Source organism: Lysobacter korlensis (assembly GCF_042434515.1).
In genome coordinates this window covers 698190-725102 of record NZ_JBHLTG010000003.1, presented here as the reverse complement: position 1 = coordinate 725102, position 26913 = coordinate 698190, and the positions used below count along the sequence as shown (strand labels likewise).

The window sequence follows — 26913 nt, the reverse complement described above, 5'->3', positions numbered from 1 at the left end:
GGCATCCCGTCTGCGCACTTCCGGCACCGGACAGCCCCGGCAAACCGGGCGCCGTCCGTCGTCACGCAAAGGCGAGCGCCGCCGCGCCTCAAAAACGCCGAAGGCGCGCACCGCACACCGGCGCGCGCCTTCGTCAATCACGTCCGAACATACGGCGCGCCAGTCGCGCGCCGCCGCTCGCGCTATCGGGTCGGACCCGGCTGCTGCTGGTCCGATGCCGCCGCATCCGACGCCGCATCGGACTGCTGCAACGGGTCCTGCGGCTGATCGCCCATTCCCGAGGTCGGATCGACCGCGCCGCCGCCATCGACTATGGCGCCCGCGTCTACGGACGTGTCCGCCGGCATGGGCTGCGTGGCGACGGTGTTGCCGTCGGCTACTCCCGGAGCGGGCGCCGCGCCGGGCGATGGTCCCGCGAAACCGGCAGCACCGTCGGACTCGACCGCCGCGTTCTCGGTTTGCTCCGCGCCGCCGCAGGCAGCCAGTGAAAGCGCCAGCACGGCGGCGCCAAGAACTCGATAGATCGTCATCGGAAACCTCTGGATAGGTGTAGACGCTAGACGCGCCAACCGCAGCTTGGACAGTGAGGCGACTGCATGTGCAATCCCGGCGTGAAGTGTTGCGGGGCATTCAGCCGTGTTCCATACGACCGGCAATGCGCGCGGCGGTCGCTACACTGCGCACCCGTTTTCCCGGCTGCCCCGATGTCCCTTCCGGTTCGTCTTGCCCAACGCGTCGCCCAACTCCTGGGCTGCACCCGTACGGAAGCAGAGCAGTACATCCGTAACGGCTGGGTCTCGGTCGACGGACACGTCGTCGAAGCCCCGCAGCAGCGCGTGACGGATGAGCATGTCGAGGTCAACGCCGAGGCCAGCGCCGAAGCTGTCGAGCCGGCGACCATCCTGCTGCACAAGCCGGCGGGTTTCGATGGCGACGGCGGATCGAACCCGGCGTCGGGGCTGGTCACGCCCGAGAACCACTGGGCGCACGACGCCTCCGGTGTTCGCCGCCTTCAGCGCCATTTCCACCGCCTCACGCCACTCGTGCCGCTGGAGCGCGAGGCCAGCGGGCTGATGGTGCTGTCGCAGGACGGGCGCGTCTGGCGCCGCCTGACCGAGGACGCGGACCAGATCGAGCACGAATATCTGGTCGAGGTCGAAGGCGAAATCGCACCGTATGGTCTGCGTCGGCTCAACCACGGCCTGTCGTACAACGGCCGCCCCCTCCCCCCGTGCAAGGTGAGCTGGCAGAACGAGGTCCGGCTGCGCTTCGCGATCAAGGCCGCCAGACCCGGCCAGCTGCGCGATATGTGCCGTCAGGTCGGGCTGGAGGTCGTCTCCATCCGCCGCCTACGGATCGGCAGGATCCCGCTGGGCAAGGGCCCGGAAGGCGCGATGCCGCCGGGCCAGTGGCGCTACCTGCCCGTAGGCGAGCGGTTCTGAAATCCTGTCGTCCGGACGTTTTATCCGGCGGGCGTTCGCGAACGCGCGCATAAAAAATCACCCGGCCCTTCCGGACCGGGTGACGTCTGCGATGTTCCAGCTATCCGACCCGCGCCGCTGAAGCTGCGCAGCCGGTCGGTGGATTACTGCTCCGGCGGAGTGGCCGGCTGCTGATCGGTGGTGCTGCCTTCGAGCACCGGCTCCGTCTGCAGCGCCGGGTCCAGCGCCGGCTCGACAGTGCCAGCCGCCGAGCCTGCCGGCTCCGCACCCACTTCGCCCATCGCACCCGCGTCCGCCGTCGTCGCGCCTACGTCCGCATCGGTTTCGATGACGTTCTCTTCGGGCGAGCCCGTCACGATGCCTTCGTCGCCCGCCTGCGGAATCTCACCCGCGGCCGGAGCTTCTACTGCGGTCTCGGCCGCCGGCTGCTCACCAGCGCAAGCCGCAAGTGCAAGGCCGAGCGAAACGGCCAGGAGAGCTCTGTACATGGTCATAACAAACCTCTGCATGGTCATGACGCCCTAATGCGTCGGGGCGGAGCATGCGGCGGTTCGGCGGACGAAGTGCAAGGTTCGCGTGAAGTGTTGCGTGCGATTCAGGCGCAACCGTTGACGTAACTGTCACGCGTCAGGACCTTGCGCGTCGCACGCGCTCGGCGTCGTCGCTATGCTCCGCGCAACGGGAGGGGTGATGACACGCGTACTGCTGGTGGAAGATGAGGTGTCGATCGCGCAGACCGTCGAGTTCGCGCTGCGCGCCGACGGCTTCGAGACCGCGCATGCATTGAACGGCCGCAACGCGCTGCAACTCGCGGCCAGTGGGGCATTCGACCTTGCGATCCTCGACGTCGGGCTGCCGGACATCGGCGGCTTTGCGCTGTGCCGCGAGCTGCGCAAAGCCGGCGATTTGCCCGTCATTTTTCTCACCGCGCGCGACGCCGAGGCCGACCGCATTCTCGGCCTCGAAATCGGCGCCGATGATTACGTGGCCAAGCCGTTCTCCCCGCGCGAACTCGTGGCTCGCGTGCGCGCGGTGTTGCGGCGCAGCCAGGGGCCGTCAACATCCAGCGGCTTTGAACACGATGCGATCGGACACCGCATCTGCTTCCGCGGCCGCCTGCTGGATCTGACGCGTTACGAGTACGGCCTGCTTGCAGCGCTGTTGCAACGCCCGGGCGCAATCCTGACGCGCGCGCAGCTGATGGATCGCGTCTGGGGCGGCGACAGCGAAAGCTCCGATCGCACGGTCGATACGCACATCAAGACGCTGCGCGCGAAATTGCGCGACGTCGCACCCGACGCGGACCCGATACGCACGCAGCGCGGCCTCGGCTATTGCCTGCAGGTCGACTGACCGTGCGGATCGGCCTGCGCATCTTCCTCGGCTATTTCGCGATTGTTGCGCTGGCCGGTCTGCTGCTGTCGCAGGTGTTCCTGGCCCAGGTGAAGCCGGGTGTGCGTCAGGCAATGGAAGACACACTGGTCGACATGGCAAACGTGCTGGCGGAACTCGCGACCGACGACTTCCTCGCCGGTCGCATCGCCGACGGCCGGTTCGCGCAGCGCGTGCAGTCGCTGCGCGAGCGTGACCCGGACGCGGCCATCTGGGGCTTCGCGAAACGCGCTGCGCACTACCGCGTGTATGTCACCGACGCTCGCGGCGTGGTCGTCTACGACAGCACGGGTGAAGGCGTGGGCGAGGACTACTCGCGCTGGAACGACGTCTATCTCACGCTTCGCGGCCGCTATGGCGCACGGTCGACGCCGCTGGATCCCGGCGATCCCGAGTCCACCGTGATGCATGTCGCCGCGCCAATCCGCGACGCGGCGGGCAACATCGTCGGTTCGCTTACCGTCGCCAAGCCGAACCGCGTCATCGCACCCTTTATCGAACGCAGCCGAAGCATCGTGCTGACGTGGGGCGCGGTGCTGCTCGGGGTAGCGCTGTTGATCGGTATCGCCGCCGCGGCGTGGCTTTCTCGTCAGCTCGGACTGCTTCGGCGTTACGCGCATGCGGTGAGCGTGGGCGAACGCGCGCCGCTTCCACGCACGGCCGGCGAGTTTGCCGACCTCGGCAATGCGCTCGAGACCATGCGCGTGCAGCTTGAAGGCAAGCAATACGTCGAGCGCTACGTGCATACGCTGACGCACGAGATGAAAAGCCCGCTCACGGCGATCCGCGCCAGCGCGGAACTGCTGGAGCAACCGTTGCCGCCGCAGGACCAGGCGCGGTTCGCCGAGGCCATCCGCTGCCAGAGCCAGCGGCTTGCGACGATGATCGACAAGATGCTGGCGCTTGCGGCCATCGAGCATCGGCAGCGGCTTGAAGTCGCTCAGCCTGTCTACATCGCGCAGGTGATCGCGCAGCTCGTCGAAGACAGCCATTCGCGGCTGCAGTCGCGGGGCCAGCGCATCGAACTGACGAGTGATGACGACGCGCTGCTCGTGCGCGGTGACGAGTTCCTGCTGCGGCAAGCCCTTGGCAACCTGGTCGACAATGCGTCCGACTTCGCGCCCGAAAACAGCACAGTCGACATCGAAGTCAGGCGTGAGAGCACCCACGTCCGGATCGAAGTACGCGACCGCGGGCCGGGCGTGCCCGACTACGCACTGGACCGCGTGTTCGAGCGCTTCTATTCGCTACCGCGGCCGGGCCATGGGGGTCGCAGCAGCGGGCTGGGCCTTTGCTTCGTGGCCGAGGTGGCGAAGTTGCACGGCGGCACGGTCGAACTTGAAAACCGCGACGGCGCGGGCGCACGGGCAACGCTGCGCCTGCCGCTTTCGGGCTGAAGCCGGCGGCCCGTAATGTGACGGCCACGCGCGGTTTCGCGCAGCACGCGCCCTGCCCTCCACCCCGCTGCGGCAACCGGCGACTAGAATGCGCGGCCCTTTCGACCGGCGAACCCCCGTGCGCATCGGCATCGATTTCGGCACCAGCTACTCGGCCGCAGGCGCGGTCATCGACGGACAGCTCGAGCTCGTGCGCTTTGGCGATGCCCAGCAGTTCCGCACCACTGCGTACTTTCCGCAGGCGCTGCCCGATGCGTCCCGCTTCGAGCTGACGCCCGCGCTTGAAGCCGAGGTGGACGCGCTGGTGCGCGCCAGCCGCGCCGAGCAGGCACGCGTCGCCGCGCGGGCGCGCGAACGCGCCGAGGCATCCGCCGGCCCTGCCATCCCGTTCGTCGCGCGTTCGGAAGCGCAACTGCGGCGGGATGCGCTGCTGCTCGTGCGCCGGCATTGGCTGGAAGCCGAGATGACGCGGGCGCGCCAGTCAGTCGCGGAGCTGCAGAATGCGGTGTACGGCGACGCCGCGATCGAGGCCTACCTGGCCGAAGGCGACGGGCACCTCGTCGTGTCGCCGAAGTCCATGCTCGGCTACAAACTCCACGGCGCTGCACGGGACGTGCTGGTCGGCATTGCGCTGCACATCCTCGAGCACATCAGGGTGACGGCTTCGGAGCAGTTCGGCGTCCCCGTGCGCGAAGCGGTGTTAGGCCGGCCGGTCGAGTTTCGAAGCTCGATGGGTGCGGCCGGCGGCGAACAGGCGATCGAACTGCTGACCGAAGCAGCGCGCGGCGCCGGCTTCGACCGCGTGACCTTCCTTGAGGAGCCCGCCGCCGCGGCGTTCGGATACCACCGCGAGCTGCGCTCAACGCAGCGCACGCTCGTCGTCGATATCGGCGGCGGAACCACTGACATCGCGGCTGCGGATGTCGGCGGCGAGGCCGACGCTCCGCGCGTGCACGGCGCCTGGGGCATCGCGCAGGGCGGCACCGACGTCGACCTCGCGCTCAGCATGCGGCGCTTCATGCCCCTGTTCGGCAAGGACCACACGCGCACGCCGGTGCATCACTACTACGAAGCGGCAGCCGTGCACGACCTGCAGCGGCAACAGGCGTTCCGGGCGCGCGTGGGTTTCGGCGACGTGCCCTCGCCGTTCGGCGAGCGGCTCATAACGCTGCAGGAGCCCGGCAACACCGTGCGCCTGCAACGCGATGTCGAGGACGCGAAGATCGCGCTCAGCACGCAGCCGCAGCATGAAGCGCTGCTCGACTACATCGAGCCGGGGCTGCGCGCCGCGTGCGTGGGCGAAGACCTCACGCGTGGTGCCGATGCATACCTGCGCGCGTTCTCGGCACTGCTCGTCGACGTCCGTTCGCGCCTGGACCGGCTCCCCGACACGGTGTTCCTGACGGGCGGCATGTCACGCGGGCCCTACATCAGACGCGTCGTGGCCGATGTGTTTCCGGAAGCGGAAGCCGTGCACGGCAACGCATCGCTCGGCGTGGTGAGCGGTCTGGCGGCCGCGGCGGGCGGCGGAGACCGGTAGCGGCAGCCGGGCGTGCCCTCGCGGGTCAGCCGGCCCGGTTGCCCGCCACGCAGGCGTTGATGGATTTCAGCAGCTGGTCGGCCGTCACCGGCTTCACCAGATGGCAGTCGAACCCCGCGACCCGCGACAGCTCGTGGTCGGAGTCCTGCCCGTAGCCGGTCAGCGCGACGAATGCGGCGTGGTTCCACCGCGGGTCGCTTTTGAGTTGCCCGAGTAGTTCGTATCCGCTCATCCCCGGCAGCCCGATGTCGAGCACGAACACGTCGTATGCGGCGTCGCTGCTGCCGGCGACCTGCAACGCGGCGATCGGGTCGCGCTCCACCCTCACTTCGTGGCCGGCCATGCGCAGCACCTCGGCCAATGTCGTGGCCGCGTCCGCGTTGTCATCCACGAGCATCACGCCCAGTGCCGCGGCGCCCGCTTCCGGCGCGGTTTTCGGGGCCGGCGCCTCGTCGGGTGCGTGGCTCAGCGGCAGCCGCACGGTGAACACGCTGCCGCACAGCTCGCCTTCGCTGCTCGCCTCGACCTTGCCGCCGTGAAGCTGCACGACGCTCTTGACCAGGGCCAGGCCGACCCCAAGCCCACCCTGGGACCGGTCCGGCGTGCGCTCGGCCTGGGTGAACAGATCGAACACGCGAGGTAGCAGCTCGCGCGGGATACCGACGCCGTTGTCGACGACGCGGACGACGGCTTTTTCTTCCTCGGTGCCAAGCTCCAGCCGGAGCCGGCCGCCGTCGGGGGTGTATTTGGCGGCGTTGTTGAGCAGGTTGGCGACGACCTGGATCAGGCGCGTGCGGTCGCCGCTAACGAACACCGGCGCTTCGGGAGCGTTGATCTCGAACGCATGCGCGCGGGCCTGGATCATGGGGCGTACCTGCTCCACCGCGGTTTCCAGTACCGGGCCCAGCTCCAGCGGCGTCATTTCGAGTTCGACGAGGCCGCGCGTCACGCGCGAGACGTCCATCAGATCGTCGACGAGTTCCTTCATGTGGCCCACCTGGCGCGTGATGACGCCGCTGGCGCGGGCGACGACGGCCTCATCGGCGGGCGCCATCTGCAGCAGGTGCGCAGCCGAGCTGATCGGGGCCAGCGGGTTGCGGAGCTCGTGCGACAGCAGTGCGAGGAACGAGTCCTTCGCCCGATTCGCAGCCTCGGCATGCTGGCGCGCATCGCGTTCGCGCAGCAGCAGCGCCTCGCGTTCGGCCTCCAGTTGCTGCCTGAGGGTGACGTCCACCACCAGCAGCAAACGGATTTCGTCAGCCAGCGAGGTGACGCGGCAGTCCAGGTGCACCGTCCGCCCGATCTCCGCGGTCGTGGTCACCGAAGACGCGTCGCGATTGCATCGCTTGCCGCACGTTTCCAGTATTCCGTGCACCAGGCGCTGCAGCTCGGGCCAGACATCCCCGTCGTCCGATTCCAGCCCGAAAATGCGCAGCATCTCGGCATTGCTTTCCAGCAGCGCGCCCGTGGCATCGACCAGCGCAATGCCGACCGGTGCGGTCCGGAACATTGCTTCGAAGCGCGCGCGCGAGCGCATCTCCGAATCCTCCGCCGCCCGCGCGCGCAGCAGCGCGTTGATTGTCGCGACCAGCACGCCAGGGTCAGCGGGATGCGTGAGGTAGGCGTCGGCCCCGGCCTCGAGGCCGCGGATCTTGTCCTCGTCGCGCATGCGTTGGGCGGTCAGGTGAATCACCGGGACGCGGGTGTTCATCGCGCTCGCGCGCAACTGCCGGCAGACTTCAAAGCCGTCGATGTCAGGCAGGTTGACGTCGAGCACGATCGCGCCGCAGCCGGGCGCGAGCTCCAGCGCCTGTTCACCGGTCGTGGCCTCCAGTACTTCGGCGCCCGCAGCGCGCAGCACGCGCACGGTGGAGTACCGCGTGGAGTTGGTGTCGTCGACGACCAGCACCGGCCGGTCGGTCTGGATCTGGCCGATCACGCGGAGGCCTCTGTCTCACTCCGTGAGACCGGAGGCTTCGACGGCAGGATCGCGTGAAACGTCGAGCCCACGCCCGGCGTGCTTTCGACCTCCACGCGTCCGCCCAGCAACTCGGCAAAGCGCCTGCACAGCGACAGTCCGAGTCCGGTCCCGCGCTGGCTGCGGCTGCGGGCCGAGCTGATCTGCACGAAATCCTCGAACAGCGTGGCGAGGTCGGCTTCAGCAATGCCGATGCCGGTGTCTGCCACTGAAAAGCGCACCATGTCCTCGGGCTCCACGCGGGCCGAGATCACGATCGAGCCGTGCTCGGTGAACTTGTAGGCGTTGGAGATGAAGTTCCGCAGGATCTGCGCCACCTTCTGGTTGTCGGAGTACATGCTCGGCACGCCTTCGGGCTCTTCAAACACCACCGCGACATCGCCCGCCGTCGCGATCGGCTTGAACATGCCGCGTAGCGCGGAGAACAGATCGACCAGCTCGAACCAGTCCGGCGACACCGTAATCCGCCCGGCCTCGACCTTGGCCAGGTCGAGCAGGTCGTCGACCATCTCGCTGAGTTCGCCCGCCGCCTGCTGGATGAACTCGACCTGCCGCTCCTGCTCCTCGGTCAACGGCCCGTCGAGGCGCTCGATCAGCAGCCGGCCCATGCTCTGGATCGACACCAGCGGCGTCCTGAACTCGTGGCTCATGTACGACAGGAAGCGGCTCTTGAGCTCGGATACCTGCCGCAGCTCCTCGGCCTGCTCGTCGAGTTCCGAGTAGAGCGCCAGCACGCCGTTGTTCGTCTCGGCGAGTTCGGCGTTGAGCGAGGCGATCTGGCTGCGCGCCACTGCCAGTTGCTGTTCCAGTTGCGCGATTTCGGTGTTCATCCGCCGCCTCAGGTCTCGATTACGAGCACAGTCGCGTCATCCCTGACCCGCTGTACGTCCCGGAACAGCGTAGCGGCAACGACCTGAGGGTGGCGCGTACGCAAGCCCGGATAGCTGTGCACCGACCATCGCGAAGCCAGTCCGTCGGTGTGCAGTGCGGCCAGCGCTCCCCGCCCCACCTCGACGCGGTTTTCGCGCACGGTCGGGCAGATGCCGCCCAGGGTGCCGTTCTGGCTGGCCAACCCGCGCGCATCGTCCAGTCCGATGACGACGACCGCGACGTTGCCGATCCCAGCGTGCACAAGCACCCGCGACTCGCGGTCGAACGCAACCGTCGAGCAGGCCGAACCGCGGGTGCCGTGGCTGCGCTCGTGCGCCACTGTCAGGCAGCGGCCCGGCTCGCCAGGCCACTGACGGTGGGCCGCGATCACGGCATCGGACGCAGTGGCTGCGCCCGGTCCGTGGCCCAGTCCGTCGACGACGATGGCCGACCAGCCCTGCGGCGTGGGCAGAAACTGCCACTGGTCACCGCTTTCGAGTTCGCCCTTGAGCGGGATGGAGATTGAACCGCGCCTTGGGCCGGGCATGGTCCCGAGGCGAGCGAACACGACGCTGCCACGCGAATCCGAATATGCGTCGAACACTGACGCCGCGCGCCGCACGGCGCCCAGCCCGGTGCCGCTGGTGCCCGTGGTCGAAAAGCCGTCGTGGAAGCAGCGCTCCAGGTCCATGCCCGGGCCGTGGTCGATCGCCACGACGTCGACCACCGCGCCCTCGTCGCTGCGCTCCATCCGCATGAACAGTCGGCCACGCACGGCATGCTTGAGCAGGTTCGTTCCAAGCTCGACGGCGATCAAACCCAGCTGGCCCGCAGCCGTTTCGGGCAGCTCGCCGAACTCGGCCAGCCGCGCGGCATTGCGTCGCGCGCTGCCGATCTGGGTCGCGTCATCGATCTCGGTGACCTGCCACTGGCCGCCTTCGCGCTCCATCACTGCCACCGGGTGATGACGACGCGCGTTCCTGCCCCGGGCTCGCTGTGCAGCTCGAAATCGTTGACCAGCCTTCGCGTCCCCGACAGGCCCAGGCCCAGGCCGTTGCCCGAGGTCCAGCCGTCGGTCAAAGCAAGCCCCACGTCCGGGATGCCCGGGCCCTGGTCGATGAAAGAAAGGCGCAGGCCGGTACGCGCTCCGTTGCGCACGATCTCCCAGTCCATGTCACCGCCGCCGCCATAGACCAGCGCGTTGCGGGCGAGCTCACTGGCGGCCGTCACCATCTTGGTCTGGTCCACCAGCGAAAACTTCAGCCTTTGCGCGTGCTGGCGCACTGCCTGGCGCGCCAGCACGATGTCCTGCTCGCTGCGCAGCGGCATTCGTCCCGACTCGGCGGCGGTCATTCAGAGGCGTCCCCCGCGCGGTCCGCCTGCAGCATCGCAAGGCCTTTCTCGACGTCCAGCGCCGTCCTCACGCCCGGCATCGCAACGCCCAGCTCGACCAGCGTGATCGCCACGGCCGGGCGCATGCCGACGACCACGGTCGCGGCATCGAGCACGCGCGACATTGCCGAGGTATCGGCGATCAGCCGACCGATGAACGAGTCGACGATTTCAAGCGCGGAAATATCGATCACGACGCCGCGGGCGCCGGTCTTTTCGATCATGCGCGTCAGATCGTCCTGCAACTGCAGGGCGATCTGGTCATGCATGTCGATCTGGATGGTGACGAGCAGGACATCGCCCATCCGCAGAATCGGAATGCGGTCCACGGCTCAGGCGCCGCGCGCGGTTCTGGAGATCGACACGCCGATCCGGCCCAGCGCCAGCGACAGTGCGTCGGCGAGGTTGGCCTTGGTGGTGACGTTGCCCAGGTCGACACCCAGGTGGACGATCGTCTGCGCGATCTGCGGGCGCACGCCACTGATGATGCACTCGGCGCCCATCAGGCGGATCGCGGTGACGGTCTTGATCAGGTGCTGGGCAACGAGCGTATCGACGGTGGGAACGCCGGTGATGTCGATGATCGCGATCGCCGAACCCGTGTCCGCGATGCGGGTCAGCAGCGCCTCCATCATCGTCTGCGTGCGGCCGCTATCGAGCGTGCCGATGATCGGCAGCGCCAATACGCCGTCCCAGAGCTTCACGACCGGGGTCGACAGCTCGAGCAGTTCCTGCTGCTGGCGGTCGATCACCGCCTCGCGCATGCGCTGGAATGCGCCGACGCAGCGCAGCGCCAGCTTGTCGATCAGCTGGGTCGCGTCCCAGAGGCCGGCGGCGAGTGCATCGGCGTCGCCACCCTGGCGCTGCTGCAGCCGCGTGAAGATCGGCCGCTTGAGCGAGAGCACGAACGTCGCGGTCTCCTCCGCGTTAAAGCCCTGCAGCACGCGGTCACGCGCGAAGTCGTCGAAGAAGCGGTCCAGCGCGGCGAAGTCGGCCGAGGTGGTGCCGTCCGCATCTACCGCGACGGCTTGCACGAGCTGGTCGAGCATCTCGCTTGCGCGCTGCGTGAGCTCCGCTTTGGTCACCCGCCCTCGCAGCGCCCCGGCAGACTGCTCCAGCTCGCTCATCCATGCCGTGAGAATGCCGGACTGATCCTGCTGCAGGATCGCGATCAGAAGAGCGGAATCACTCGACATAGGCTGGGCGCTCGGCATGGAGAAAGGGGCCGAACACTAGCACGCACGTGCGCAAGCGCGTGTGCACAGCGCTGACGGTGGATCGCCCGCTCGCGGCCGCTGCGTCCGGTCCGGGCGATCGCGCTGGTGGCAGGCTCGTGCGGCCTGCCCGGCGGGCATCGCGCGGCCGACATCCGCGGCGCATCGCCGCGACCGGCGCCTGCGTGCGGCGAGTGCCGCGACTCAGTCGGCCCGCCGGCTGCGATCGGCAAGCACCCGCGCCACCTGGAGCGGATCGACCGGCTTCGTCATGTGGTGGTCGAAGCCGCTCTCGTGCGCCAGCGCCACGTCGCGCTCCGAACCCCAGCCCGTCACCGCGACCAGCGTCATCTGCCGGCCGTGCGGGGTCATGCGCAGCCGGCGCGCGGTCTCGTGCCCGTCAATGCCCGGCAGCCCGATGTCGAGGAACGCAATGTCCGGGCAGAGATGCTCGGCGACCTCCAGCGCGCCGAAGCCGTCGTGCACCGCGTGCACGTCGTGGCCGAGCATCTCGAGCAGCAGCCGCATCGTTTGCGCGGCGTCCACGTTGTCGTCCACCACCAGTACTTTCAGTGGTGCCGCCTGCGCCAGGTCATCCTGCATATCGGCCGCGCCGGCCGGCGATGGCGCGTCGCCCGTGTGCGCAAGCGGCAGCCGCACGGAAAACGCGCTTCCCCTGCCCGACCCTTCGCTGGCCACGTGCACGGAGCCGCGGTGCAGTTCGACCAGGCTCTTCACCAGCGCAAGGCCGATGCCGAGGCCGCCGTGCGACTGGATCTGCGATCGACCCGCCTGCGAGAACAGGTCGAACACGCGGGGCAGCGATTCGCGCGGTATGCCGATGCCGTTGTCACGCACGTGGATCGCGACGCATCGTCGCTCGGCCTCCACCGCAACCTCGATGCGCCCGCCCGGCGGCGTGTACTTCGCGGCGTTGTTGAGCAGGTTGCCGATCACCTGCGTAATGCGCGTCGGGTCGGCGTGCACCTGCATCGCGTGTTCGGGCATCGCGACACTGAGCTCGTGACCTGCGTTATCGATCACGGGACGGCTGCCCTCGATGGCGCCGTGCACGAGATCCTGCACGGACGCCGGCTGCAGCTTGAGCTCGATCTTGCTGCTGTTGATGCGCGCGATGTCGAGCAGGTCGTCGATCAGCCTGACCATGTGGTTGAGCTGGCGGCCCATGACGCCGCGCGCCCGGGCGGCGTCTTCGGGCGGCGGCTCCAGCTCCAGCACTTTCAAGGCAGTACGAATCGGCGCGAGCGGGTTTCGAAGCTCGTGCGCCAGCATCGCAATGAACTCGTCCTTGCGCCGGTTCGCGGTGCGCAGCGCCTGTGCGGCGTTGTGCTGCTCGGTGACGTCGATGATCTGGCAGAACACGCCGCTGACCGATCCGTGCGGGTCGAACAGCGGCTGATACAGCACGTCATGGAACAGCTCAATGACCGGGCCCTCGGGGTCGCGACGCAGCGCGATGCGCACGTCGCGCCCGACGTAGGGGGCGCCGGTCGCAATCACCTCCTGCAGGCGTGACCGGAAGCCCTGCCCCTGCAGTTCGGGAAACACCGATAGCAGAGGCTGGCCTGCAACGCCGTGGCGCCCGGTAAAGCGGCAAAATGCCTCGTTGACCAACTCGATCACGAGATCCGGGCCCGAAAGAACGGCGATCGGGCTGGGCGCAAGCTCGAACAGCGAGCGAAGGCGGTCGCTGTCGGCCTTGAGCGCCAGGTTCGCCTCATGCACGGCCTGCGCGCGGTCGAAGATGCGCGAGTGGGCAGGCTCGAGCGCGCGCTTCGTGTCCTCGCAATCCTGCGCCTGTCGCAGACGCTCGAGTTCGGTCACGTCGATCGGATGCTGCAGCACGAACGCGACTTCACCGTCGGCATCCAGTACCGGCGTATGCGTGATGCTCCAGTAGCGCACTTCGAAACCGCCGCCCTCCGCCGCCGGGCGCGGAATGTCGAAACGCAGCAGCGCCATCGTGTCGGGCTGCCGCGTGCGTATCACGCGCTCGAACGATGCAACCGACTGCTTCAACGTTTCTGGATCGGTCGGAAACGCATCCCACGCCCAACGCCCGACGATGTCCGAGAGCTCCCGCTTGGTCGCGCGCAGATAGGCCTCGTTCGCGCCCGCGATGTTGAGGTCGCGATCGAGCACCAGGTAGGGATTCGGCGAAGCATTGAAGAGCGACTGGAAATCGAGCGCGGGCATCTGAACGGGCGAATGCCTGAGATGCGCGCAAGCCTATCGATCGGCTGTTGCGGCTCGCGTGATCCCCACGTTGAAAAAATGATCCGGTGCCAAGCGTATCCGCCTCCTTGAAAGCGATGCCGACAACGGGCGATTGCGAACCTCGTCCGCGTCGTACGGCGATCGCTTCACCGGCACGGGCCAGCGTTCGGGGGCGCCGCTCTTACTGCCGCTTGTACGCAGCGTTTCCGATCCGGTCCGCAGGATGTGCCGACACCGTCCCAATGGTGTCGTCAAGCCACGACCAGCGACGCCGTCCAGCCAGACCAAGGAGAAACCCGTGTTTTCACATAATCAACGACTGCAGTACTCCGTCCACGTGCATGAGCCGAATCCGGCGCTTGCGAACCTGATGCTCGAACAGTTCGGCGGCCCGCAGGGCGAGCTTGCCGCAGCGATGCGCTATTTCACGCAGGCGCTTGCCGAAGAAGATCCCGGTCGCCGCGACATGCTGTTCGACATCGCGACGGAAGAACTGAGCCACCTGGAAGTGATCGGAACGATCGTCGCGATGCTCAACAAGGGCGCCAAGGGCGAGCTGGCCGAAGCCGTAGACTCCGAAGCCGAACTGTTCCGGAAACTGCAGGGCGCGGGCAACGACTCGCATGTTACGCAGGTGCTGTTCGGCGGCGGGCCGTCACTGATCAATTCGGCAGGACAACTCTGGAACGCCGGCTATGTCGACAGCATCGGCGAGCCGACGGCAGACCTGCGCTCGAATATCGCCGCCGAGGCGCGCGCGAAGATCGTCTACGAGCGTCTGATCAACCTGACCGACGACCCCGGCGTCAAGGATGCGCTGAAGTTTCTGATGACGCGCGAGATCGCCCACCAGCAGTCGTTCGAGAAGGCGCTGTACTCGATCGAGCCGAACTTCCCGCCGGGCAAGCTCGCCGGCAACCCCGAGTACGCGAACATGTACGTCAACGCCTCGCAGGGCGCAGGCGACATGCGCGGGCCGTGGAATAACGATGAGGACTTCAACGTCGTGTCCGATCTCACCACGCAACTCGGCGTGGATGATGGCAAGGGCCTGATGTCGGTGAAGCTGTCCGGCCAGCAGAAAAAGGCGGTCGAGCAGATGACGATGCGCCTGAAGTCGAACCTCGAGGCCAATCCGGCGACCGGCGTGACGCTGGGTCGTGGTGATGCAACGAATCGACCTCAGAAGCACTGACTCCAACGGACGTTGTCTCGCAGCAGGCCGGGTTACACCGGCCTGCTTGCGTTTGAGGCGGCCGTTTCGATGCGGCCTTGGTCGTCTGCGGTGTGGGGTTATGAACCACCGGGAGTGGGCAGCCGCACTCGCAGGCCCGCGCGGCGCCGGGCGTTTAGAGGGATCAGCAGGTGGCGACGCGCTACACGACACGGGGCGACAGCAAGGAGCCACGGTGCCCGCCGACATGGACGACTGCCCTGTCCAGCCCCCGCGGCCCCGGATCCGTCGAACTGTGCTCGCGGTGCCGAATGCGGGTGGCCTCGACGTGAAGTGAGAACGGCGCTCGGTTTTGTGCGACGAGCGCTGGGGCAAGCTTGCCGGCGTCATCCTCGAGTCGCCCAATTCCCGATGCTCCTGCCCCCCGCCGCGCTCGTCTCCAGCGAAGTCGGCGAACTCGGCCGTTTCGGGCCGAGCATCGTCACCGGCAGGTCACTGGAGTTCGGCAGGCACGGCCGCGCCGCCATGCTGGTCGGTGCCCGCTACGCAGAAGTGCCGAGCGCGGTGGGGGGTGGGCTGCATCGCCAGCGCGGTCTGCAACTGTCGTGGCGCGTTCCCGACGGTCCGGCGCTCGGCTTGCTGCAGGTGGCGCTGGTCGATATCGCCACCGAGGCGTCGGCGTTGGGGGCCGACTCCGGTCTTGGTCGTATGTTCACTGCCCTGCTCGATCCCACGACGCTCGGCATGCGCCCGGCTGCGCTGCGCGAATGGCGGCTGCATTCGGTGCCCGAGGTCTGGGTGCCCGTGCTCGACCTGAGCGTGGCGGCCGCGTGCGACACCGACCGCATGCGTCACCAGTTGCTGTGGCAGGCCGTCAACTATCTGCACGAGCTGGTGCCTGAAGTGGTTGGCGGCGCTGCGGGGCTGACGGTGGACGAGACCGCGCTGGTCAACAGCCCGGCGGCACGACGAAGTGCCGGGCATCCCGAGCGGGCGCGAGCACGCAGACTGCTCGAAAGCGTCGGCATGGCCCGCGCGGGACAGGTGAACCTCAACGGTTACCAGAAGGGCGCAGCGCCGCGCTTCTGCCTGCAGCACCCCGTCGTTTATGTAGTGCCGCAGGCGTTCGCGGGTATCGAAACCTGCCCGCGCCGCGCGCACTGACGAATTGAATGGTGGGCGTACGGCCCGCTGGGCCGGCTGCGTCTACTGCCGGCTGCGTTCGCGCCGACGCTTGCGGTACTCCCAGGGCGGCTCGAACGTCCCCTCGTGTATGCCTACCCCGGCATCGATGGCCGCCTTCTGCGCGTTCTCGTACTGCCCTTTGCTGAAACGCCGGTACTCAAGCGCCCAGCCGTTGCGCACCATCCACTCGCCCACGTCGTGGCCGTTAACCGTGCAGCGCGCAACCAGCCGCTCGTAGGACTTTCCGCGCGGATCGCAGTTGAGGTTGCGCTGCCCGATCCAGTCGGCGAGCGCACGCGCCGCCTCGGTGCCGCAGCGCCAGCGGCGGCCGTCCGGGTGCCCGCACTGCTGGCCGGATTCCGGCGCGTCGATGCCCCACAGGCGGATGCGGCGGTCCCGGATCTCGAGCGTATCGCCGTCGATCACGCTGGCGCGCCCGACCACCCGGCTGTCGTCATGGGGCGGCGGCGCTTCCTCGGCCGACGGCCAACGCTGGCCTTCGCACGCGCTTGCGGCGAGGCACAACAGGCCCGGTCCGATCAGACGGACCCATCCGCGACCGATGTCGGAGACCTGGCTCATCCATTCTCCCGATTGCGCAGTGCACGCGACCACCCAACCGTAGCAGTGGGGACCGGGGACCGGAGTGATAAGAAGGGCCCTGTGTTCATGCCTCGGCACGCAGCGGCCCGCACCCGCACGGCACCTCGACAGCTCGGCCGCTACGGTGGTGATTCACGCAGACGGGAGAAAGACGATGAGGCTTTCAGCGAACGAGGCGGCATTGCTCAGCAAACGCGAACTCGAACTGGTGCGCTCGCGCGGTCCATGGCACGTCGCCGACCTTGCCAAGGCAATCCGCCGCACGCGCGAACTGCGCGACAAGCAGCGCGACCTGTTGCAGCGGCAACAGCTGGCGTTGAACTCGCAGGGCCGCTCGAAGGGAGGCAATGCGGGCAACGCGAACTCGCGGACCGAGGCGAAGGCGCAGCTGCTCGACCGCGTGCTGCAGGAGTTCGAGCGCCGGCTTGCCGAGCTGGACCGCGAGAGCACCGAAGCGTCGCGCGAACTGCTGGCCGACGGCCGCTCGCAGCGCTCGTCCAGCCGCAACGGCGCTTCCCGCGGCAACACAGGCGCATCGCGCGGCGCCGAAGCGCGGCACTGATCACCGCGGCCGCTGTCACCGCAGCGGCCGGTTCGCGTCATCTACAGAGCAACAGGGGCGGAGGAGGCCGGTATCCCGGCCTGCCCCGCCCCTGTTACGGGCGTTGCGCGTTGCTTACTTCGCGACGGTCGTCGTTGCGCTGGTCACCGTGCTGTCGAGCGTGTAGTTCGCCACCACCGTGGCGAAGCCCTTGACCAGGTACTTGTAGGTGCCCGGACGCGTCACCGCATACTCCAGCGTTTCGGGATTCGACAGCGTCGCGCCGGATGCCACTTCGTTGCCGTCCGGGTCGACCAGCGAGAAGTCGACGTCCACGCCGCCGTCCCAGCCGAGCACGGCCTTGATCGAAATCGCATCGGCGCCGACTTCGAACGCGAACTCGTCAACCTCGAGGTTCTCCGCCGACGGGCCCATCGTGCCCGTAAAACGGCTGGTCTTCTCGCTGATGACGGTGTTGGTCGCGTAGAGCTGGCCTTCGGTCAGGCTGCCGTCGAAATAGACGTTGCCCGAGATACCGCGCAGCTCGACGTGGTGCAGACCGGCCGACAGGCCCGTGATCGGGAAGCTGTTGCGGTCGTCTTCGGTCGCGCTGTAGAAGCTGATGCGACCGACGTTCTTGCCGTCGACGTACACATCGGCCAGACCGCCCTTCGAGTTGCGCGGATAGAGGATCTGCGCGGCGTTGCCTTCGAAAGCGAGGTTCAGACGCGGCGCGGACTTCTTCGTCACCGTCGCCTTGCGATAGCTGCCATCGGTCGTGCCGGTGTCGGCCACGCTCGACCAGCTGCCGCTGTAGGACAGCAGCGAATGCGTGTCCGCGGCGATCGTCCAGCGGCCCTTGCTCGACCACTTGGTGACGCCCTTGAGGAACTCGCCGCGCTGGCCCGCCGTCCGCGACGCGAGATCGACCGCCGCCAGCACGTCGATGTAACCGCCGCCCACGACGTGGTACGGGAAGTTCATCGGCGACGCGGTGCGCATCAGGATGTCTTCGATCTGGTCGGGCGACAGGTCCGGATTCGCCTCAAGCAGCAGCGCGGCGGTGCCCGCGACGAACGGCGTCGCCATGCTGGTGCCGCTGATCGTGTGGTAGTACTGCGTGTAGGTCGGATTGTTCGGATCGATCACCGGGCCGAGTGCGCCGATCACGGTGTTCGGGGCACGCGTCGAGGTGATGCTCGAGCCCGGCGCCACCACGTCGATGTGCTTGTAGAAATCGCCCTCGACGCCGCGGCTGGAGAAGTTCGACAGGTCCTTCGACTTCGTGCCCGAACCGACGTTGATCACCCAGGGCACGATCGCGTACGGGTTCAGCGTGTTCTCGTCCGGGCCGTCGTTACCGGCAGCAAACGCGACGACCATGCCCTGGCGGTAGGCCTCGTAGCTGGCCTTGTTGATCGGGTTGCTGGGGTCGTACACGCTGTTCGAGCTGCCCCAGGAGTTGGTGATGATGTCGATGCTGTACTTTTCGCGGTTGGCGAGCGCGTAATCGAAGCCCATCAGCGCGTAGAGGATGCTCAGGCCCTCACCAGCGCCGATGCCGACCATCTTCGAAGCCGGCGCGATGCCGTCATGGGCGCGCGGGCGGCGCTTGTCATTGATCGACGCCTCGCCGGTGCCGCCGACCGTGCCCGCCACGTGCGTGCCGTGGCCGCTGGTGGTGTCGGTGTTCGGCACGTTCTCGACCCATGCCGAAGCGCCGGCGATACCGAGGTCGCCGACCAGCTTCACGTTCTGCACGACCTTGGTGCCCTGCGGCAGGTCCGGGTGCGTGGCGTCCACGCCCGAGTCGAGCACCGCGATCGTGATGCCCCTGCCGCTCAGGCCGATGCCGTCATGCACCTTGTGGCCGTTCGTGATCTCGCCCGCGTCATAGTTGAAGTACTTGAGCGGCGCATCGAAGTAGATGCTCTCGACGCCTTCCCACTGCGCGACCTGACGCACCTGCGACGAGGTGAGCAGCGCGCCGGCCATCGGCAGCGCGTTCATCGGCAGGATCTCGCTGGTGAGGTTGGCCAGCTTCGACATGTGCGAGCGGTCCGTGAACGTCACGACCACGCGGTGGGTCGACTCCGTGTCGAGCCGCTGCTGCAGATCCTTGGACACCAGCGCGTCTGCCTGGGCCGCGGCGGACAGCGTGAGGCCCGCGGCGATCGCCAGGCCGAGTGCGGTACGGGTAACGGTGCGAGGACGCATGGCGGGACTCCGGAGCTGGGGGATAACTCGACTCTCCCCCCATCCGCGGCCCAGGCCCATCCGGTATTCCCACCACGTACGCAGGGGAAAACCCCCACGCGTTCCCGGCCACGGCGCTGGCCCGGCCTGCGAAACCCGCCCGGGATGGCCGCTGGCTTTATCCTGCCCACCCCCTGAGTCCGGCGGGTCCGCTCCCGCCAGCGCCCTCCGCCACCCGCGCCGCCAACCCGGAGAGTCATCTTGCCGAAGTACCACGGCCCGCTGCTGACCCGCCCGGTCGCACAGGCACTGATCGCGGCGCGCGACGCCCGCGCCGATGCGTGGACCGGCTCGCTCGACCTCGGGCGGTCCGCGGCGGAGGTGACGCTCGCGGCCGACGGTTGGGCCTGGAAGGGGCAGCACTATCCGTACCCCGGCCGGCTGAAGGACCGCACGATCTACTACTGGGATGGCGAGGACTTCTCTGCCGTGTCCCGCTACTCGGGATCGCTGATCAAGCTCGTGCCAACCGAATGGGACGCGCCGACGTTCGAGATCGACGGCATCAAGATGCTGCCGACCTCGAAGGAGTCGCCGGTTGACGACGCCAGGCGCAAGGTTGCGCTGGTCGAGCCGCGCGGAAAGGTCGTGCTCGACACCTGCGGCGGCCTGGGCTACTTCGCAGCCTGCTGCCTGGACGCGGGCGTGGCGCGCATCCAGTCGTTCGAAAAGAACGAGGACGTGTTGTGGCTGCGCGCGCTCAACCCGTGGTCGCCGGACCCCGAGGCGCCCGAAAGCGGCGGCCGGCTCCTGCTTGAGCACGGGGATGTCTCGCAGCAGATCGCCCGCGTCGCCGATGCGTCCGTGGATGCCCTGCTTCACGACCCGCCGCGCTTCGGCATCGCCGGCGAGCTCTACTCGCAGGTGTTTTACGACCAGCTGGCGCGCGTCGCGCGTCGCGGTGCACGCCTGTTCCATTACACCGGCAGTCCGAACAAGCTCACCAGCGGGCGCGACGTGCCGCGCGAGGTAGCGAAGCGGCTGGAGAAGGCCGGCTTCAAGGCACAGCTGGCGCTGGATGGCGTGCTGGCGGTGCGGCGCTGACGGGCGGGACGCAGCCGGGTCAGCGCCCGGCGACGCACGCCGCGCGATAGGTCGATCGCCACCGCACTAACTCGGCATCGCTAACCCTTCGCGATCACGCGACGCGAATCTCAGCGGGCTCATTCGTGGGCGCGCCGGGCAACTTGCGGCGCTCACGCCGCGCCCTGCTGGCGTCCCGCAATCCGGAACAGCCGCGCCGCCACCAGCCAGGCCATCGCGAATAAGAGCGACAGAACAGCGCCTTTCACGTACGGCCCGGCAAAGAGCGCGTATGCGGCCATGGCGGCCTGCGCAATCGCCGTGAGATCAAACACGCGAGCCATTCCGTGTGCACGGAACCGCACCAGCAGCGCACCGACGATGGCGATCGCGAGAACGCCACCAAAAAAGAGGTTGGCCGGATTGTCCTCGTTTCCGATGACGCCTACCGCGAGATTGAGCCAGACCAGCATGAACGCGGTGACGATCGCCACGCCGAAGGCAGCCCGGTACCAGGTGTTGCGCGAGAGCCGCGCACCCAACTCGTAGATGCCGCACGCGGCTGCGAGCAGCATGCCAACGACGATGAAATCGGTCTCGTCCCAGTTCACCTCGTTGGTGAACTGCATGGCCACGGCCGGCAGCATCAACAGCAATACCGCACCTCCCCAGATCACCTTTCCCCAGCGATTCGTTCGTCTTGCGTCGTGACGCCTGCCGCTGCCTGCCATCGTCGTTTCTCCTTGCGCTGTGGTCGGGTCTCGCCCGTGGCGCGCAGGCGGCTGACGCCTCCGCGCTCTCCGGGCTGCCGCAGTCTTGCGCCCGCGCAAGGCCCCTCGATGGCGCTTGTGTGAAGCGAGGAAGAAGTCGCCCGCTGCCGCGCCGTGAGCACTTCAAACCCGCTTCACACTCGCGCCATCAAGGCCTCTCGGCCTGGAGCCATGGTGTCGCGGTTCCATTCGACCGGACTGCCATGGACCCTGTGACGCCCTCCCCCGACTTCGACGCCGTGATCGTCGGCGCCAGCTTCGCCGGCGCTGCGTGTGCCATCGCCGCCGCCCAGCGCGGGCTGCGTGTGTGCGTGCTGGAGCGCAAACGCGACCCCGGCGAGAAGCTGCACACCACCGGCATCATCGTGAAAGAGGCGGCGGAGCAGACGCTGCTCAACCAGTTGCCGGCTTCGATGACGCGGCGCGTCGAACAGGTCCGTCTGTACGCGCCCAGCCTGAAGCAGGTCGCATTGGCCGCGCCGGGCTACTACTTCCTCACCACCGACACACCCGCGGTCATGCGCTGGCTGACCGAGCGCATGCGCGCGCACGGCGTGGACGTGCGCCTCGGGTGCTCGTTCACCGAAGCGAAGCGCACTGCCGATGGCTGGCAGGTGGAGGGTGCGGGTCGCACTCGCTACCTCGTCGGCGCCGACGGCGCGCGCTCACGCGTGGCGCGACGCTGCGGGCTTGGCGAGGTGCGGCAGTCTCTCTATGGCGTCGAGTACGAATTCCCGGGCGCCACGCTTGCACAGCCAGGCGCCCTGCACTGCTTCATCAGCAAGCGCTACGCACCCGGATACATCGGCTGGATCGCGCAGAGCCCGACCGGTGTGCAGGCAGGCCTCGCGCTGCGTCACGACCCGTCCAACGCACGTGTGCCCGACATCGACGCGTTCCTGCTGCGCGTCGGCCAGGCCGGCGGCCTGCCGCGGCATCTGAAGCCCGGGCACACGCGCGCCGGGCTGATCCCGTGCAGCGGCCCGGTGTTCGACATGGCACGTGACCGCGCCATCCTGATCGGCGATGCGGCCGGCATCGTCTCCCCGGTCACGGCCGGCGGCATCCACTCGGCCTGGGAGCACGGCTGGGCCGTCGGCCGCGCGCTGGCGGCACACCGGCACGACGGCGGACCAGCGCCCGAACAGGTCGCGGTCGAGGCGGCCCCGCGCTTTCGCACCAAGCGCGCGCTGCGCTGGGCGTATGACCGTCTGCAGTTCGATTGGCCCTTCGACCTGTTGCTGTACTCACCGCCGCTGCGATGGGCTGCCGAGCAGGTGTACTTCCACAAGCGCCGGTGCTGAGCGGCCGAGCGATGCCATATGTCCGGACAGGCTCAGCGCGGAACCGAGCATCTGCCCGCGCCGCGAGCGGCGGATGACGCAGCGACACCCGCGTAACGATCTCAGCGCGATAAACAGCCCCTATCGCCGCGATCCAAATATTCAACTTTCTGGATGCGTTTGTGCGGCGTACGGTAGGCATATCCGGGGTGGTGCTCTCGCGGCATGCCCTTTTCACAGCCTCATCCGCAGCCTGAAAGGAGAGCAGACGCTTGAACGCAGAATCCAAGTGCCCCGTTTCGCACGGTGCAACACCGAAGCAGACGCGTACGAACGCCCACTGGTGGCCGGACCAGCTGAACCTGACGATGCTTCACCAGCACCGGGGCCTTGGCGATCCTAACGTCGAGGATTTCGACTACAAGGCCGAGTTCAAGAAGCTCGATCTCGATGCGGTGATGCGCGACCTGCATGCGCTGATGACCGACTCGCAGGAGTGGTGGCCGGCCGACTGGGGCCATTACGGTCCGCTGTTCATCCGCATGGCATGGCATTCGGCCGGCACGTACCGCATCTTCGACGGGCGCGGTGGCGCGCGCTCCGGCGAACAGCGCTTCGCGCCGCTCAACAGCTGGCCCGACAACGGCAACCTCGACAAGGCGCGGCGGCTGCTGTGGCCGATCAAGCAGAAGTACGGCAAGCAGCTGTCGTGGGCGGATCTCATGATCCTGGCCGGCAACGTCGCCCTGGAGTCGATGGGCTTCAAGACCTTCGGCTTCGGCGGCGGCCGCGAGGACATCTGGGAACCGCTGCCGATCGACTGGGGCCCGGAGTCGACCTGGCTCGGCAACGATCGCTACAGCGGCGAGCGTGAACTCGCGCGTCCGCTCGCGGCCGTGCAGATGGGCCTGATTTACGTCAACCCGGAAGGCCCGGACGGCAAGCCCGATCCGCTCGGCTCGGCGCGCGACATTCGCGACACGTTCGGACGCATGGCGATGAACGACGAGGAGACCGTCGCGCTAGTCGCCGGCGGCCACACCTTCGGCAAGTGCCACGGCGCCGGCCCGGCGCACCACGTCACGCACGAGCCCGAAGGCGCGAACATCGAGGAGCTCGGCTTCGGCTGGAAGAACGCCTACGAGAGCGGCATCGGCTCGCACACGATCACCAGCGGTCTTGAAGGTGCGTGGACGCCTACGCCGACGAAGTGGGACATGAGCTACTTCGAGACGCTGTTCGGTTTCGAGTGGGAACTCACCGAGAGCCCGGCCGGCGCGCACCAGTGGAAGCCCGTCGGCGACACCGGACGCATCGTTCCAGATGCGCACGTGCCCGGCAAGATGAACCAGCCGATGATGAGCACGGCCGACATGGCGCTGCGCGTGGATCCGATCTACGAAAAGATCTCGCGCGATTTCATGGCCAATCCCGAGAAGTTCGCCGACGCGTTCGCGCGCGCGTGGTTCAAGCTCACGCACCGCGACATGGGCCCGAAGGTGCGCTACCTCGGCCCGTACGTGCCGCAGGAAGACCTGATCTGGCAGGACCCGATCCCGGCCGTCGACCATCCGCTGGTCGATGAATCCGACGTCGCATCGCTGAAGCGGAAGCTGCTCGACTCGGGGCTGTCGATCCAGCAACTGGTCAAGACGGCCTGGGCCTCGGCATCGACGTTCCGCGGCAGCGACCTGCGCGGCGGTGCGAACGGTGCGCGCATCCGTCTTGCGCCGCAGAAGGACTTCGAAGCGAACGAGCCCGAAGAACTCGCGAAGGTGCTCGCCACCCTCGAGCGCCTCCAGCAGGAGTTCAACGGCGCGCAGAGCGGCGGCAAGAAGGTCTCGCTCGCCGATCTCATCGTGCTGGGCGGTTGCGCGGCGATTGAAGCGGCGGCGCGCAATGCCGGTCACGAGATCACCGTGCCGTTTACGCCGGGCCGCATGGACGCTTCGATCGAGCAGACCGACGTCGACTCGTTCCTCGTGCTCGAGCCCGCGGCCGATGGCTTCCGCAACTACGTGATCGCCGGCGCCGAGGACCACGTCGCGAATGCACTGATCGACAAGGCGAACCTGCTGATGCTGACCGCGCCCGAGATGACCGTGCTCGTCGGAGGCATGCGCGCGCTGGGGGCGAACGCGGGTAACACCTCGCACGGTGTGTTCACCGACCGCCCGGGCACGCTCACGCCAGACTTCTTCCGCAACCTGCTCGACATGCGCACGGCGTGGCAGAAGAAGGAAGGCGCGGCGGGCGTGTTCGAGGGCCGTGATCGCAAGAGCGGCGAGCAGCGCTGGACCGCGACCATCGCCGACCTGATCTTCGGTTCCAACGCACAGCTGCGGGCGCTGTCCGAGGTGTACGCGGCCACCGACGGCGAGAAGGACTTCGTGCGCGATTTCGTGGCGGCCTGGACCAAGGTGATGAACCTCGATCGCTTCGACCTCGAGCACGCCTCGGCGGCGTAGCGTTACCCGCGAGCGACTGCTCGCGCGGCCGCTCGCTGATGACCCCGACTCAATGACCGACAAGCCCGGCTCCGGCCGGGCTTTTTTTTTCGTGTCCATCGCGACCCGCGGCGACGCCCGCGACGGCCGGCTCCGGCATGCCCGGCCGCCAAGCACGGAAACGGCCGCTCGACACGCGCTGACTAGAATCGGGTCACCGACGCCGACCGCGAGATCACCGTGACCCAGCCCGTCCGTCCCCAGACCATGTCGCTCCGCCTGGCCACCGCAATCGCGGCCGTGCTGCTGGGCGCATGTGCTACGACCGCCCCGACCGCTTCCGCGCCCTCCGCATCGCAGGCGCCCGCCGCTGCCCGCAGCGCTCAGTCCGTCTCGGAGTTCTTCACCGAATTCACCGATGAATGGATGCGCCGCAATCCGTCCGCGGCGACGGCGAGCCGTTACTTCGATGGAGAGCTTCAGAACCGGCTGGACCGCGAGATCACGCCACAGACCGATGAGTTCGAGCAGGAAACCGTCGCCCTCGCCCGCCGCGGACTGGCCCGGCTGGCGACCTTCGATCGCGCTGCGATGAGCGAGACCGAGCGTGTCTCGGCCGACCTGATGCGCTGGCAGTTGCAGAGCATCGTCGACGGCCACCAGTACAGCGACACGCAGTTTCCGCTCAACCAGTTCCGCGGCGCGAACGTCGAGCTGCCGAACCTGATGACGGTGATCCATCCCGTCGCCAGCGCGCAGGACGCCGACAGCTACGTCGCCCGCCTGCAGCTGTTCGACGAGCGCATGGGCGAAGCCGTGGCCGAATCGCGCGATCAGGCCGCCAAGGGCATCCTGCCGCCGCGCTTCATTCTTCAGGCGACGATCGACCAGATGCGCAAGTTCATCTCGCCGGCGCCGGAGGCAAATCCCCTCGTCACGACGCTTGCCGACAAGCTCGGCGCGGTTGAAGGCGTGGACGCCACGCAGCGAAAGGCACGCGTCGATGAAGCGACGAAGATCGTCGCCGACAGCGTCTATCCCGCCTGGCGCGCTGCGATCGCCGAGCTTGAATCCCAGCTGCCGAAGTCGACGGACGATGCCGGCCTGTGGCGTTTCGCGAACGGCGCGCAGACCTACGCGCACCGCCTGCGCCAGTTCACCTCGACCGACCTTACGGCCGACCAGATCCATGAGCTCGGTCTGCGCGAAGTCGCGCGCATCGAAGCGGAGATGGACACGATCCTGCGCTCGATCGGCCGCACCAAGGGCTCGGTCAAGGAGCGCATCGAGAAGCTCGAGACCGACCTCGCGTATCCCGACAATGATGCAGGCCGGAAGCAGATCATGGCCGACATCGACACGATGATCCGCGACGCGGAAAAGCGCGCTGACACGTTGTTCGACATCCGCCCGAAGACCCCGGTGATCGCGCGTCCGTACCCGGAGTACCGCTGGGCGTCCGCGGCCGCGAGCTACACCGCGCCGCCGCTCGACGGCTCGCGCCCGGGCGTGTACCAGATGCCACTGCGCAAGGACCGGCTGACGAATTTCGGGCTGCGCACGCTGGTCTACCACGAGACCGTGCCGGGCCATCACTTCCAGGGCGCGCTCGCGGTCGAGAACAAGGACCTGCCGAAGTTCCGCCAGGTCCGCGCGCTCGGCGGCATTTCCGCTTTCAGCGAGGGCTGGGCACTGTACGCCGAGCGCCTGGCCGCCGAGGAAGGCTGGTACGAGGGCGACCCGAAGGGCCGGCTTGGCCAGCTTGACGCGGAGCTGTTCCGCGCCCGCCGGCTGGTCGCGGATACGGGCCTGCACGCCAAGCGCTGGACCCGGCAGCAGGCGATCGACTACGGCATCCCGCCTTCTGAAGTCGACCGCTATGTCGTGATGCCCGGTCAGGCCACGAGCTACAAGATCGGCCAGCTCGAGATCATCCGCCTGCGCGACAAGGCGCGCGCCGCGCTCGGCGATCGCTTCAATCCACGCGAGTTCCACAACCTGTTGCTGCTGACCGGCACCGTGCCGCTGAAGCTGCTGGAGCAGGAAGTGGATGCGTGGATCGGCAAGCAGGCGGTCAAGGCCGGCTGAGGGTCGACGTCGTCGGGACGGACGTGCAGCGCCGCGACCTCGGTGGCTGTGCTCTGCCGGTAGGGCACGCCCGTGTATCG

23 protein-coding genes are annotated in these 26913 nt (G+C 67.8%); 11 read left to right on the top strand and 12 right to left on the bottom strand.

Features of this window, described 5'->3' with window-relative positions; genetic code table 11:
* Positions 1-182: 182 nt before the first annotated feature.
* The gene (locus ACFFGH_RS16325) at positions 183-530 is read right to left on the bottom strand and encodes a hypothetical protein (RefSeq protein WP_386670127.1); all 348 of its coding nucleotides are present in this window, start codon (positions 528-530) and stop codon (positions 183-185) included.
* 174 nt (positions 531-704) lie between these two features.
* Here ACFFGH_RS16325 and ACFFGH_RS16320 point away from each other — a divergent pair, with 174 nt between their 5' ends.
* Positions 705-1442: an rRNA pseudouridine synthase gene (locus ACFFGH_RS16320; protein ID WP_386670125.1), complete on the top strand. Its 738-nt coding sequence runs from the start codon at positions 705-707 to the stop codon at positions 1440-1442.
* 143 nt (positions 1443-1585) lie between these two features.
* Here the strand turns inward: ACFFGH_RS16320 and ACFFGH_RS16315 are convergent, their stop codons facing one another.
* Entirely contained in the window at positions 1586-1930 is a 345-nt protein-coding gene (locus ACFFGH_RS16315) for a hypothetical protein (protein WP_386670123.1), read from the bottom strand.
* A gap of 178 nt (positions 1931-2108) precedes the next feature.
* On the opposite strand from ACFFGH_RS16315, the gene creB reads away from it, so the two are divergent.
* The 3 genes from creB (at position 2109) to ACFFGH_RS16300 (ending at position 5771) form a co-directional block, all read left to right on the top strand.
* Positions 2109-2795: a two-component system response regulator CreB gene (gene creB / locus ACFFGH_RS16310; RefSeq protein ID WP_386670121.1), complete on the top strand. Its 687-nt coding sequence runs from the start codon at positions 2109-2111 to the stop codon at positions 2793-2795.
* 2 nt (positions 2796-2797) lie between these two features.
* Entirely contained in the window at positions 2798-4231 is a 1434-nt protein-coding gene (gene creC / locus ACFFGH_RS16305; RefSeq protein WP_386670119.1) for a two-component system sensor histidine kinase CreC, read from the top strand.
* A 118-nt stretch (positions 4232-4349) separates the two neighbouring features.
* A complete protein-coding gene (locus tag ACFFGH_RS16300) occupies positions 4350-5771 on the top strand; it encodes an Hsp70 family protein (RefSeq protein WP_386670273.1) in 1422 nt (473 codons plus the stop codon).
* 25 nt (positions 5772-5796) lie between these two features.
* Here the strand turns inward: ACFFGH_RS16300 and ACFFGH_RS16295 are convergent, their stop codons facing one another.
* The 7 genes from ACFFGH_RS16295 to ACFFGH_RS16265 all read right to left on the bottom strand — a co-directional run bounded on the left by ACFFGH_RS16295 (position 5797) and on the right by ACFFGH_RS16265 (position 13442).
* Positions 5797-7710, bottom strand: coding sequence for a hybrid sensor histidine kinase/response regulator (locus ACFFGH_RS16295; RefSeq protein WP_386670117.1), 1914 nt, complete (start codon positions 7708-7710; stop codon positions 5797-5799).
* Positions 7707-8579, bottom strand: a complete 873-nt coding sequence (locus ACFFGH_RS16290; RefSeq protein WP_386670116.1) for a sensor histidine kinase — start codon at positions 8577-8579, stop codon at positions 7707-7709. Before ACFFGH_RS16290 ends, ACFFGH_RS16295 begins: the two co-directional genes overlap by 4 nt.
* A gap of 8 nt (positions 8580-8587) precedes the next feature.
* Complete coding sequence (locus ACFFGH_RS16285) at positions 8588-9568, bottom strand: ATP-binding protein (protein WP_386670271.1); 981 nt, start codon at positions 9566-9568, stop codon at positions 8588-8590.
* Positions 9568-9972 (bottom strand): anti-sigma regulatory factor, encoded by a 405-nt coding sequence (locus tag ACFFGH_RS16280; RefSeq protein ID WP_386670114.1) that lies wholly within the window; start codon positions 9970-9972, stop codon positions 9568-9570. Before ACFFGH_RS16280 ends, ACFFGH_RS16285 begins: the two co-directional genes overlap by 1 nt.
* Positions 9969-10340 carry an STAS domain-containing protein gene (locus ACFFGH_RS16275; protein ID WP_386670112.1) on the bottom strand — a complete coding sequence of 124 codons (372 nt, stop codon included), beginning with the start codon at positions 10338-10340 and terminating at the stop codon, positions 9969-9971. Before ACFFGH_RS16275 ends, ACFFGH_RS16280 begins: the two co-directional genes overlap by 4 nt.
* Positions 10341-10343: 3 nt before the next feature.
* Positions 10344-11207: an STAS domain-containing protein gene (locus tag ACFFGH_RS16270; RefSeq protein WP_386670110.1), complete on the bottom strand. Its 864-nt coding sequence runs from the start codon at positions 11205-11207 to the stop codon at positions 10344-10346.
* Positions 11208-11429: 222 nt separating this feature from the next.
* The gene (locus ACFFGH_RS16265) at positions 11430-13442 is read right to left on the bottom strand and encodes a hybrid sensor histidine kinase/response regulator (protein ID WP_386670108.1); all 2013 of its coding nucleotides are present in this window, start codon (positions 13440-13442) and stop codon (positions 11430-11432) included.
* Positions 13443-13761: 319 nt separating this feature from the next.
* Here ACFFGH_RS16265 and ACFFGH_RS16260 point away from each other — a divergent pair, with 319 nt between their 5' ends.
* Positions 13762-14658 carry a manganese catalase family protein gene (locus ACFFGH_RS16260; RefSeq protein WP_386670269.1) on the top strand — a complete coding sequence of 299 codons (897 nt, stop codon included), beginning with the start codon at positions 13762-13764 and terminating at the stop codon, positions 14656-14658.
* Positions 14659-15048: 390 nt separating this feature from the next.
* On the top strand, positions 15049-15801 hold the full coding sequence (locus ACFFGH_RS16255; protein ID WP_386670106.1) for a hypothetical protein: 753 nt from the start codon (positions 15049-15051) through the stop codon (positions 15799-15801).
* 42 nt (positions 15802-15843) lie between these two features.
* Here the strand turns inward: ACFFGH_RS16255 and ACFFGH_RS16250 are convergent, their stop codons facing one another.
* Positions 15844-16404 (bottom strand): thermonuclease family protein, encoded by a 561-nt coding sequence (locus ACFFGH_RS16250; protein WP_386670105.1) that lies wholly within the window; start codon positions 16402-16404, stop codon positions 15844-15846.
* Positions 16405-16579: 175 nt separating this feature from the next.
* Here ACFFGH_RS16250 and ACFFGH_RS16245 point away from each other — a divergent pair, with 175 nt between their 5' ends.
* Positions 16580-16987, top strand: a complete 408-nt coding sequence (locus ACFFGH_RS16245; protein ID WP_386670103.1) for a hypothetical protein — start codon at positions 16580-16582, stop codon at positions 16985-16987.
* A gap of 114 nt (positions 16988-17101) precedes the next feature.
* Here the strand turns inward: ACFFGH_RS16245 and ACFFGH_RS16240 are convergent, their stop codons facing one another.
* On the bottom strand, positions 17102-19183 hold the full coding sequence (locus ACFFGH_RS16240; RefSeq protein ID WP_386670101.1) for a S8 family serine peptidase: 2082 nt from the start codon (positions 19181-19183) through the stop codon (positions 17102-17104).
* Between the two features lie 240 nt (positions 19184-19423).
* On the opposite strand from ACFFGH_RS16240, the gene ACFFGH_RS16235 reads away from it, so the two are divergent.
* Positions 19424-20266 (top strand): class I SAM-dependent methyltransferase, encoded by an 843-nt coding sequence (locus ACFFGH_RS16235; protein ID WP_386670099.1) that lies wholly within the window; start codon positions 19424-19426, stop codon positions 20264-20266.
* A gap of 152 nt (positions 20267-20418) precedes the next feature.
* On the opposite strand, the gene ACFFGH_RS16230 is transcribed toward ACFFGH_RS16235, so the two are convergent.
* Positions 20419-20976 (bottom strand): hypothetical protein, encoded by a 558-nt coding sequence (locus ACFFGH_RS16230; protein ID WP_386670097.1) that lies wholly within the window; start codon positions 20974-20976, stop codon positions 20419-20421.
* A gap of 242 nt (positions 20977-21218) precedes the next feature.
* Here ACFFGH_RS16230 and ACFFGH_RS16225 point away from each other — a divergent pair, with 242 nt between their 5' ends.
* The 3 genes from ACFFGH_RS16225 (at position 21219) to ACFFGH_RS16215 (ending at position 26833) form a co-directional block, all read left to right on the top strand.
* Positions 21219-22319: an NAD(P)/FAD-dependent oxidoreductase gene (locus ACFFGH_RS16225; protein ID WP_386670095.1), complete on the top strand. Its 1101-nt coding sequence runs from the start codon at positions 21219-21221 to the stop codon at positions 22317-22319.
* Positions 22320-22570: 251 nt separating this feature from the next.
* A complete protein-coding gene (gene katG, locus ACFFGH_RS16220; protein ID WP_386670093.1) occupies positions 22571-24766 on the top strand; it encodes a catalase/peroxidase HPI in 2196 nt (731 codons plus the stop codon).
* Between the two features lie 219 nt (positions 24767-24985).
* Positions 24986-26833, top strand: a complete 1848-nt coding sequence (locus tag ACFFGH_RS16215; protein WP_386670091.1) for a DUF885 domain-containing protein — start codon at positions 24986-24988, stop codon at positions 26831-26833.
* Positions 26834-26913 lie beyond the last annotated feature (80 nt).

What these genes read in the sequence shown, in the direction of transcription:
- creB (WP_386670121.1), top strand. Translation starts at nt 2,109, where the DNA reads ATGCTCCGCGCAACGGGAGGGGTGATGACACGCGTACTGCTGGTGGAA.
- ACFFGH_RS16255 (WP_386670106.1), top strand. Translation starts at nt 15,049, where the DNA reads ATGCTCCTGCCCCCCGCCGCGCTCGTCTCCAGCGAAGTCGGCGAACTC.
- ACFFGH_RS16250 (WP_386670105.1), bottom strand. Translation starts at nt 16,404, where the DNA reads ATGAGCCAGGTCTCCGACATCGGTCGCGGATGGGTCCGTCTGATCGGA.
- ACFFGH_RS16240 (WP_386670101.1), bottom strand. Translation starts at nt 19,183, where the DNA reads ATGCGTCCTCGCACCGTTACCCGTACCGCACTCGGCCTGGCGATCGCC.
- ACFFGH_RS16230 (WP_386670097.1), bottom strand. Translation starts at nt 20,976, where the DNA reads ATGGCAGGCAGCGGCAGGCGTCACGACGCAAGACGAACGAATCGCTGG.
- ACFFGH_RS16285 (WP_386670271.1), bottom strand. Translation starts at nt 9,568, where the DNA reads ATGGAGCGCGAAGGCGGCCAGTGGCAGGTCACCGAGATCGATGACGCG.
- ACFFGH_RS16265 (WP_386670108.1), bottom strand. Translation starts at nt 13,442, where the DNA reads ATGCCCGCGCTCGATTTCCAGTCGCTCTTCAATGCTTCGCCGAATCCC.
- ACFFGH_RS16290 (WP_386670116.1), bottom strand. Translation starts at nt 8,579, where the DNA reads ATGAACACCGAAATCGCGCAACTGGAACAGCAACTGGCAGTGGCGCGC.
- ACFFGH_RS16280 (WP_386670114.1), bottom strand. Translation starts at nt 9,972, where the DNA reads ATGACCGCCGCCGAGTCGGGACGAATGCCGCTGCGCAGCGAGCAGGAC.
- ACFFGH_RS16325 (WP_386670127.1), bottom strand. Translation starts at nt 530, where the DNA reads ATGACGATCTATCGAGTTCTTGGCGCCGCCGTGCTGGCGCTTTCACTG.
- ACFFGH_RS16245 (WP_386670103.1), top strand. Translation starts at nt 16,580, where the DNA reads ATGAGGCTTTCAGCGAACGAGGCGGCATTGCTCAGCAAACGCGAACTC.
- ACFFGH_RS16225 (WP_386670095.1), top strand. Translation starts at nt 21,219, where the DNA reads ATGGACCCTGTGACGCCCTCCCCCGACTTCGACGCCGTGATCGTCGGC.
- ACFFGH_RS16320 (WP_386670125.1), top strand. Translation starts at nt 705, where the DNA reads ATGTCCCTTCCGGTTCGTCTTGCCCAACGCGTCGCCCAACTCCTGGGC.
- ACFFGH_RS16315 (WP_386670123.1), bottom strand. Translation starts at nt 1,930, where the DNA reads ATGTACAGAGCTCTCCTGGCCGTTTCGCTCGGCCTTGCACTTGCGGCT.
- ACFFGH_RS16270 (WP_386670110.1), bottom strand. Translation starts at nt 11,207, where the DNA reads ATGTCGAGTGATTCCGCTCTTCTGATCGCGATCCTGCAGCAGGATCAG.